The sequence below is a fragment of the Heyndrickxia sp. FW510-T9 genome, assembly GCF_058781025.1.
This window is the reverse complement of the sequence record NZ_JBYSWK010000021.1, coordinates 64,564-72,768: the sequence shown is the minus strand read 5'-3', so window position 1 is coordinate 72,768 and position 8,205 is coordinate 64,564. Positions and strand designations below refer to the sequence as shown.

General features: G+C 35.2%; 6 protein-coding genes and 1 pseudogene. 4 read left to right on the top strand and 3 right to left on the bottom strand.

Features of this window, described 5'->3' with window-relative positions:
• Window positions 1-486: 486 nt before the first annotated feature.
• Window positions 487-3,513 carry an efflux RND transporter permease subunit gene (locus tag AC3WJF_RS12530; RefSeq protein ID WP_492452640.1) on the top strand — a complete coding sequence of 1,009 codons (3,027 nt, stop codon included), beginning with the start codon at window positions 487-489 and terminating at the stop codon, window positions 3,511-3,513.
• 111 nt (window positions 3,514-3,624) lie between these two features.
• On the opposite strand, the gene AC3WJF_RS12525 is transcribed toward AC3WJF_RS12530, so the two are convergent.
• Window positions 3,625-4,176 (bottom strand): GNAT family N-acetyltransferase, encoded by a 552-nt coding sequence (locus AC3WJF_RS12525; RefSeq protein WP_492452634.1) that lies wholly within the window; start codon window positions 4,174-4,176, stop codon window positions 3,625-3,627.
• Window positions 4,177-4,317: 141 nt separating this feature from the next.
• Here AC3WJF_RS12525 and AC3WJF_RS12520 point away from each other — a divergent pair, with 141 nt between their 5' ends.
• The gene (locus AC3WJF_RS12520) at window positions 4,318-5,076 is read left to right on the top strand and encodes a MerR family transcriptional regulator (protein WP_492452632.1); all 759 of its coding nucleotides are present in this window, start codon (window positions 4,318-4,320) and stop codon (window positions 5,074-5,076) included.
• Window positions 5,077-5,205: 129 nt separating this feature from the next.
• On the opposite strand, the gene AC3WJF_RS12515 is transcribed toward AC3WJF_RS12520, so the two are convergent.
• Window positions 5,206-6,207 (bottom strand): phosphotransferase enzyme family protein, encoded by a 1,002-nt coding sequence (locus AC3WJF_RS12515; protein WP_492452630.1) that lies wholly within the window; start codon window positions 6,205-6,207, stop codon window positions 5,206-5,208.
• 109 nt (window positions 6,208-6,316) lie between these two features.
• A complete protein-coding gene (locus AC3WJF_RS12510; RefSeq protein ID WP_492452628.1) occupies window positions 6,317-7,198 on the bottom strand; it encodes a LysR family transcriptional regulator in 882 nt (293 codons plus the stop codon).
• Between the two features lie 144 nt (window positions 7,199-7,342).
• Between AC3WJF_RS12510 and AC3WJF_RS12505 the strand changes: the two genes are divergently transcribed.
• Together AC3WJF_RS12505 and AC3WJF_RS12500 are read left to right on the top strand one after the other, a co-directional pair.
• Window positions 7,343-7,900 carry a flavodoxin family protein gene (locus AC3WJF_RS12505; RefSeq protein ID WP_492452626.1) on the top strand — a complete coding sequence of 186 codons (558 nt, stop codon included), beginning with the start codon at window positions 7,343-7,345 and terminating at the stop codon, window positions 7,898-7,900.
• Window positions 7,890-8,039, top strand: a pseudogene (locus tag AC3WJF_RS12500) (undecaprenyl/decaprenyl-phosphate alpha-N-acetylglucosaminyl 1-phosphate transferase); the annotation flags it as partial. The gene AC3WJF_RS12505 and the pseudogene AC3WJF_RS12500, both read left to right, overlap by 11 nt.
• Between the last annotated feature and the right edge of the window lie 166 nt (window positions 8,040-8,205).

Genomic DNA, 8,205 nt, shown 5'->3' with positions numbered 1-8,205 from the left:
ACGTTCGACCCTTGATTGTGACCGTTCTTCTGCTTTTCTCACCTCAACGGGCACGTTCGACCCTTGATTGTGACCGTTCTTCTGCTTTTCTCATGTCAACGGGCACGTTCCGGCACTGATTGTTACCGTTCTTCTGCTTTTCTCATGTCAACGGGCACGTTCTGACCTTGAATTTGACCGTTCTTTTGTTTCCCTCACGACAACGGGAACGTTCCGGCATTGATTGTGACCGTTCTCCCTGCTTTCCACATTACAACGGGCACGCTCCGTTTAAATTTCTTCTTTGACATGGTTTACGTTAAGTCTTTAAATTCTTTACCGCAACCTAAGTCATCAGTCTTAAGTCTTAGATAAAAATAAACCTGTGATAGGATTAAACGATAACGGAACGATGCTATACTCATTTTGGCGAGGAAGGAAATTACTACTAATTTATTGGACTAATAACAAACAAATATAATAAATGGAAGGGGTTATGTGGATTTTATGAAATATTTAACGAAGTGGGCCTTTCGAAATAAGGCTGCCTTAATTGTCATGACCGTTTTAACGTTGGGACTCGGGATTGGAAGTTATTTTATTTTGCCGATGGAATTGATGCCGGAGGCCGATAATCCTCAGGTAACGGTTGCAACCATAGGGCAAGGATATAATTCGCAAACAATGACGCAAGAGGTTACAGAACCGATTGAAAATGCAATAGCAACTATTAAAGGCAAAACCGATGTATTATCTACTACGGGTGATGGTTATTCGCAGGTGAACATCTCCTTTGATTCTAAAACAAATATGAAGGAAGCTAAAAAACAAGTTGAAGATGCTATGAATAATCTAAAGCTTCCAGATAATGTTTCCAAACCAAACATCATTCAGTATGATACCTCGATGATTCCAGTAGCACAGCTTTCCGTTGCCTTTGATAATGGCTCTAAGGAAGCAAATCTTGAAAAACTTGAGAAAGAGATTTTGCCAAAGTTCGAGAGTATTAAAGGAGTAGGCAGTGTCGCACTTTATGGCAAAGATAATCCTCAAGTAGAAGTGAAATTGAATTTAAAAAAATTAGCTGCTAAGCAGCAATCAATAAATTCCGTTATGAGTCTATTACAAGGACAAAATCTATCTGTATCTTTAGGAGATAAGAGCATTGATGGGCAGATGAGTAACCTTAAAGTTGTGGGACAGATTACAAGTATAGATGAACTTGGAGATCTTGTTCTTCCTTCTCCAATGCCAAATGCACCGGCAGTACATCTAAAAGATGTGGCTGATATTCAAAAAAGCAATGGTCAAGAAGGAATTTCTCATGTCAATGGAAAAGATGCTATGGCTATTTCGATCACAAAAGAAAGTAGCGCTAGTGCCGTAACGGTTGGAAAGGAAATTCAAAAGGTTGCAAAGGAAATTAATAAATCTGGCTCAGGTGTCCATGCAGAAATATTGTTCTCGAGCTCGAAGATGGTGGTTGACTCTGTCAACAGTATGCTAAGAGAAGTATTATTAGGGGCTTTATTTGCCACAATTGTCATTGTCTTATTCTTAAGAAATATTCGTTCTACCTTGATAACTGTCGTATCTATTCCACTTTCACTAGGTCTTACCTTGATATTGTTATGGCGCTCAGGCATTACGCTGAACATCCTTACATTAGGAGGAGTAGCGGTAGCAGTTGGACGTTTAGTAGATGATAGTATTGTGGTGGTCGAGAATATTTTCCGGAAGACACAGAAGGAAGGCTTTTCTAGAGAGACTGTTATGCAAGCAACAGGTGAAGTTGGTAAGGCAATTACTTCCTCTACACTTACGACTATAGCAGTGTTTTTACCGATGGGTCTCATTCAAAGCTCATTAAAAGCATTCTTACTACCATTTGCATTAACAGTTACTTATTCTCTTCTAGCATCTCTATTAGTTGCTTTAACTATAGTTCCGTTAATGTCATTTGGTCTATTAAGAAAGGCGAAACTTCCGGAACATAAAGAACCTAAGCGTTATATGAATATTTTAAAATGGAACCTTAATCATAAATGGATACCAGTTCTCTTTGCCTTTATTATGTTTGTAGGCTCTATTACCCTTTATATGGTACTTCCAAAAGGTTCCGTTAGTGCAGATGATTCAACGATGGTGTCTGTCACAATGACATATCCTAGTGATACACCAATTCCAAAAGTGCAAGCGGGCGGACTCGCTTTTGAAAATAAGATATTAAAGTTAAAAGGATATCAATCCATCATCACACAACAAGGAAATAGTGAAGAACAAGCAAAATGGGGGCAGGTATCCAATCCTACCCAAACGACATTCACGGTTATCATGAAAGATAACGGAAATGCCGATCATTTTATTAAAGATGTAAACACATTGAAAAAGGACTTTCCAAATGCTGATATTCAAGCATCTACAGCATCCTTTATGGGTTCTGGCCAAACGGCAATCACCTATGATCTTGAAGGAGCAGACCGAGAAAATTTATTAAAGGCATCGTATGATTTGGTTAAAGTTATTGATGGCACGAACGGTGTTAAGAAAGTCGCTTCCAATGCAGAAGAGAAGAAGCCAGTTTATCAATTTGTAGTGGATCCGACAAAGGCCAATACCGGACAAATTGCCATGCAATTAAATGGATTATTAAACAAAACACCAATTGGGAACATGACTTTAGACGGAAAAGAAACTTCTGTTGTGATGGACACCAATCTAAATCCGACATCAAAAAACGATTTGGATGAAATACAAATAACAACTCAAACTGGAATGGTTCCCCTTTCTTCCATCGCTAAGATCGAGAAAGTAACACAAAGCAGTACTGTGCTCCATAAAAATGGAAAAGAATATATTCGTATCAGCGCAGAGGTAAATCCTGAAAAGCTTTCCGTTATTTCAGCGAATATAGATAAGAAAGTGGATAAGCTGAAGCTACCTAAAAATGTTAAGCTTGTTAAAGGCGGTGCAGTTACTCAGCAAGCTAGTGATTTTGCTGATATAGGATTAGTAATGCTGATCTCCATTGGTTTAGTTTATTTAATAATGGTTATTACATTTAAAACGCTCAGGACACCTGTTGCGATTCTAATGACATTACCACTTGCATCCATCGGCGCTGTTCTTGGTCTCGTTGTTTCGAGAGTTTCCGTTGACGCGACTGCTCTTCTAGGAGCATTAATGCTCATAGGAATTGTTGTAACAAATGCCATCGTGTTAATTGATAAAATTAAACAAAACGAAGAACATATGTCCATACGTGATGCCATCGTAGAAGCAGCGGCGACAAGAACGCGTCCAATACTTATGACCGCAGTCGCAACTATTTGTGCTATGCTTCCACTATTGTTTACACACGCTGAAGCAGGCAGCCTCGTTTCGAAAGGGTTAGCTGTTGTCGTAATTGGCGGACTTGCAGTAGCAACAGTCTTAACATTATTTATTGTTCCTGTGTTTTATGAACTGCTTTATTTTAGAAAATCGAAAAAACAACGGAAAACAGCAAAAACAGAGTTAACACAAAGTGTATAAATTATTTTGGAAGCTCCTCAAATATGAGGAGCTTCCACACTATAAACTAACATGATGCAAATTGAGTTGCTACAGTATGAAAGCAGCATTTGTAGCTCCTGAATATTACATTCAAAATTGAATAAAAAATTCTTCCTCTAACAGAGCTAAACATATATGATCGTGCCATTCGTCACCAATTTTTAAATTTTTCCTAGCATATCCCTCTTTAACAAATCCGACTTTTTCTAACACACGTAAGGAAGCAATGTTTTCAGGGTCAACTTCTGAAATTACTCGATGGAATTTCAATTCTTGAAAAGCAATGTTTAAAGTAATTTTCAAAGCTTTTGTCATATATCCTTTACCTGTAAATTTTTCACCAATATGATATCCGATCATGCAGCTTTGTTTAGGTCCTCGTGCAACAAAATTTAACTGAACTTCTCCTATTAAAATAGGCGAAGTTTCTTCCATAAGAAAGATTGCAAATTCGTACCTAATATCTTTCGCACTTTTTTCCATAAAATCCTTAATACTTTCTATTTGTCCATCTAGAGTAAAATATTCTTCTTTTCTTTTCGTTGGAGACCATTTTTGGAAATGTTCTCGATTTTCTAGATGTAAAGATAATCTTTCTTCGGCATCTTCTATTGTATATGGGCGAACAATTAGCTTTTTCAATACAACTCCTCCATTACATAAGGAAAATTCAATTCCTAAAATGATTTAGAAAATCATATAGAGAAATGTTAGCTTTCTCTTTTCATATGATTTATAATCTTAAGTTAAAGTATCCCGTAACTGGATAGTCAAGAGGTAATCATGGAAAAACAATTATATTCAAGTGGTCAATTTGCACAAATTTGTAAAGTTAATAAAAAAACTCTCTTTTATTATGATGAAATTGATTTATTTAAACCTGCAATTATAAGAGATAACGGCTATCGTTACTACACATATGAACAAATAGATACCTTTAGCAAAATTAAAGCATTGCAGTCTTTAGGCATCTCTCTACAAGAAATAAAAAACCAGCTGCATAGCGATAATTTATCGGAAGGCATCAAAAAGTTATATTCTCAAAAACAAGCAATAAAAAGGAAGATTAACGAGTTGAGAATGGTAGAGTCTGCTTTAGATCAAAAACTAACAGATTTGGAGCATTTTATGAAGGTTGGAACTAATGAGGTTTTTATACAAGACACTCCGAGCGAATATCTAACTTTAGATAAAGACATCATACAAAAAGGAACGTTTGTTAACTATTTAACAGAAGGTTATCACTCAGGAGTCATGTTTAAAACAGATAAAAATATTTTAACAAAAGGTTTTAAATATAAAAAAACAAAGCAAAAGAAAGACTCAAACTTTATAAAGATAAAAGGAAGGTTCTTAGGAATATATTTCCACGCTAACGATAATAGTATGATGGAATGCGCTCAACAAGCATATAATTCATTAATTAATAATGAGTACTTGGTATACGGTGAAATCTATCTTGAAGATGTTGCTAGTGATTTTTTTCATTTTTCAAGTGGAAACTTACCATTCAAGATGACGATCAAATTAGATGAATCTTAATATGTATTGATATAAAATTTTAAACTCCCCTGTTTGTTCCAGAAGAAATGAGCTGCCACAATGGGCAGCCAATATTTTCTCTCTAATTGGGGCATATATTAAAAATCGTAATTATTAAAAACCTTTACTTCACCAAATATTAACAACCGGTTCATTATTTTCTATTCTAATTTTACTTTCCTTTAACCAATCAATACTCCATTGATTTAGATTTAAAAAATCCCAGCTTCGATAACAACCTATATAAACAATAATTTCTCTTAATTGAAGAAATAACGGGATTTGTTTTAGCCAGTTATTATCAAAATCATTTTCTTCTTTGTACCCTTTTAAGAAATGTTCCATAAATAATCGTGCTTGAGCTTCTCTATTTGATTTCCCGTCTTCTCCACCATAGACATAGACAAAATAATATAATGGAATGGCAATATCCTCCACATACCAGCTATATTGTGCTTCATCAAAATCAAATAGGGTAATGATTCCTTCCTCATTTACTAGAAAATTTCCTACTCCAATATCGCCATGAATAAGCCCGTAAGAATTTCTATCTTTAGGAAGACTAGATTGGATTTTTCCCATTATATCTGTACATGATTTATAGACTAAATGTTGATCAGATGGTACAAATTTTCCAATGTTTTGTACGTAATAATTTTGGTGCCAATCGTGTCTCATTATTGATTTATCTTTTGGCTTATAGCGTTTTGATAATGAATGGATTTTCCCCACTAGCTGACCAAGTTTGTAATAAAGATTGGTATCATTTAGGCATTCAGGATAACCAATTTTTACACCTTCCGCCTTTATAAAAGAAGTCACAATAAACTCGATATCAGCCAGAATAATGACTTCCACATAATTATCATGTACAGACTTTATTGGGCTTGAAACAGAAACGCCATTTTGAGCTAAATAAATAAGCCAATCTATTTCTCCCTTTACCGAATTCACACTGCGGTGAGAGTTGGGGGTAAATCTTAAAATATACTGCTGGCTATTTTTTTGATATTCATATATAAAGTTCTGCCAATTTCCAATATGCGATAAATCTTCAATTCCAATACCAAACCTGTTTGCTCCTATGGATTGAATTTCCTCATTGAATAGTTCCGTCGTTTTTTGTTCCATGGATTTGTACCTCGTTATTTGACTTTTACTTTTAAATTCGAGGCATTAAGACTGATTTCCTTTCAAAACTTCACCTATAGTGAAATTAGATTGCAACTAATTAGCCTTATTACGATAAAAATGTCTTCCTAGTTAAATGAATAAATGCTTCTAAAGGAGGGCTTATCCATTTGTCCTTATGCCAAGCTATATGAGTAAAAAGTGGGGATTGTGGTGACTTCCACGCTATTTCCTTCATTCTTCCTTCTTTAATATCTTTTTTCACTACCATCTCCGGTAATAGCGCTATGCCTAATCCGGCAATTACACATTGTTTGATTGCCTCTATACTTCCAAATTCTATTTTATCTAAAGGGTATACACCTGCTGAGTTAAGGGTGTCTTCAAACATAATACGATAAGAACATCCCGCTTCTGTGAGCAATAGAGTCTCATCTTTAAGATCATCCACTGAGAGCACTGATTTGGAATGATTCGGTGAAACAACCAATTTTAGCTTTTCTTCGATAAGTTGTTCTACTTTTAAAGAACCTTCAGGTTTACTTGCATCCATAATAAAGGCTACATCTAATGTCCCCTCCATAAGCTGTTTTCTCGCCATTACATCGGAGTGTGCAGGTTTAAAAACGAGTTTCACTTTTGGAAAGGCACCCTTGAACTCCTTAAGAATGGGGGGCAGTCGATAGGTACATTGACTCTCCTGAGCTCCTATTGTTATGGTGCCAGTTGTTTCTTCATCTCCGTTTGCAGCCATAATTGCTTCCTCGCTTAGTTTTATCATCTTTTCCGCATATTGTTTAAATTGATGTCCTACCTCTGTTAAAATCAATCGTTTTCCAAGACGCTCAAATAAAGGTTTGCCAATTTCTTCTTCAAGAGCCTTTATTTGAGCGGTTACACTGGATTGTGCAAAATTTAATATCTTTGCAGTTTGTGTGAAATTTAAATTTTCCGCTGCATGCTTAAAAGTAATCAGTTGTTTAATTTCCATAATACCCGCCTTTCATAATCGTTTTTTCCGATTGAATATATCAAAATAATCATCTTTATCGATTTTTGATTTCATTATAAGATATAAATAATGGGGGAACAAATAATACATATCTTTTGTACATAGGTTAAGGAGGAATAAAAAATGACTATAGCAGTCCTTTATGGAGGAACTCGTCACAATAGTAATACGGAAATGCTTACAGAACAGGTAATTCAAGGTCTAGATACAGAGAAAATTTTCCTTAGGGATTATAATATTAAACCAATTATAGACATGCGCCATTCAATAGAAGGATTCCAGGACAGTATGGATGATTATAATTCCATCATCGAACGTATTCTTCCACATGACATTTTAATATTTTCTACTCCAATATATTGGTATAGCATGTCAGGAATAATGAAAAACTTCATTGATCGATGGTCGCAAACTTTGAGAGACCCAATATACCCTGATTTCAAAGCAAAAATGGCATCAAAAAAAGCATTTGTAGTTGCTGTCGGAGGAGATGCTCCACTTATTAAAGGACTGCCTATGATTCAGCAGTTTAAGCATATATTTGATTTTATGGGGATTGATTTTGCAGGATATGTTATAGGAGACGGGAACAAACCTGAAGATATACTTCAAGACAAAAATGCACTTTTTGCTGCTGCTCAATTTCATAGTAAACTAAAATTATTAACAGAAAATGTTTAAGAGTGATACGGGTGCAACATTTTTAAGCATTATCTTAGGAATAATCACTCTGGATGGATCCTTAAAACAAGCTACTGTACTTTCTTTATTTATACCTATCTTAGCATTAGGTGTACCGATATACGCATCATTATTACTAGATATTTAAAAGGGATACAGGCATATAAAGAGGAAAAGGAAGATTCTCAAACCTGAAAATGCCCCCTTTTAACATAATCAAACATAACCTTAAAAATAGGCATACCAAGTCATTTGTGATTTGGTATGCCAAACAGGTTGCTATTTCGTTTTTTTCTCCATCGTAA

What these genes read in the sequence shown, in the direction of transcription:
- AC3WJF_RS12530 (WP_492452640.1), top strand. Translation starts at nt 487, where the DNA reads ATGAAATATTTAACGAAGTGGGCCTTTCGAAATAAGGCTGCCTTAATT.
- AC3WJF_RS12520 (WP_492452632.1), top strand. Translation starts at nt 4,318, where the DNA reads ATGGAAAAACAATTATATTCAAGTGGTCAATTTGCACAAATTTGTAAA.
- AC3WJF_RS12515 (WP_492452630.1), bottom strand. Translation starts at nt 6,207, where the DNA reads ATGGAACAAAAAACGACGGAACTATTCAATGAGGAAATTCAATCCATA.
- AC3WJF_RS12510 (WP_492452628.1), bottom strand. Translation starts at nt 7,198, where the DNA reads ATGGAAATTAAACAACTGATTACTTTTAAGCATGCAGCGGAAAATTTA.
- AC3WJF_RS12505 (WP_492452626.1), top strand. Translation starts at nt 7,343, where the DNA reads ATGACTATAGCAGTCCTTTATGGAGGAACTCGTCACAATAGTAATACG.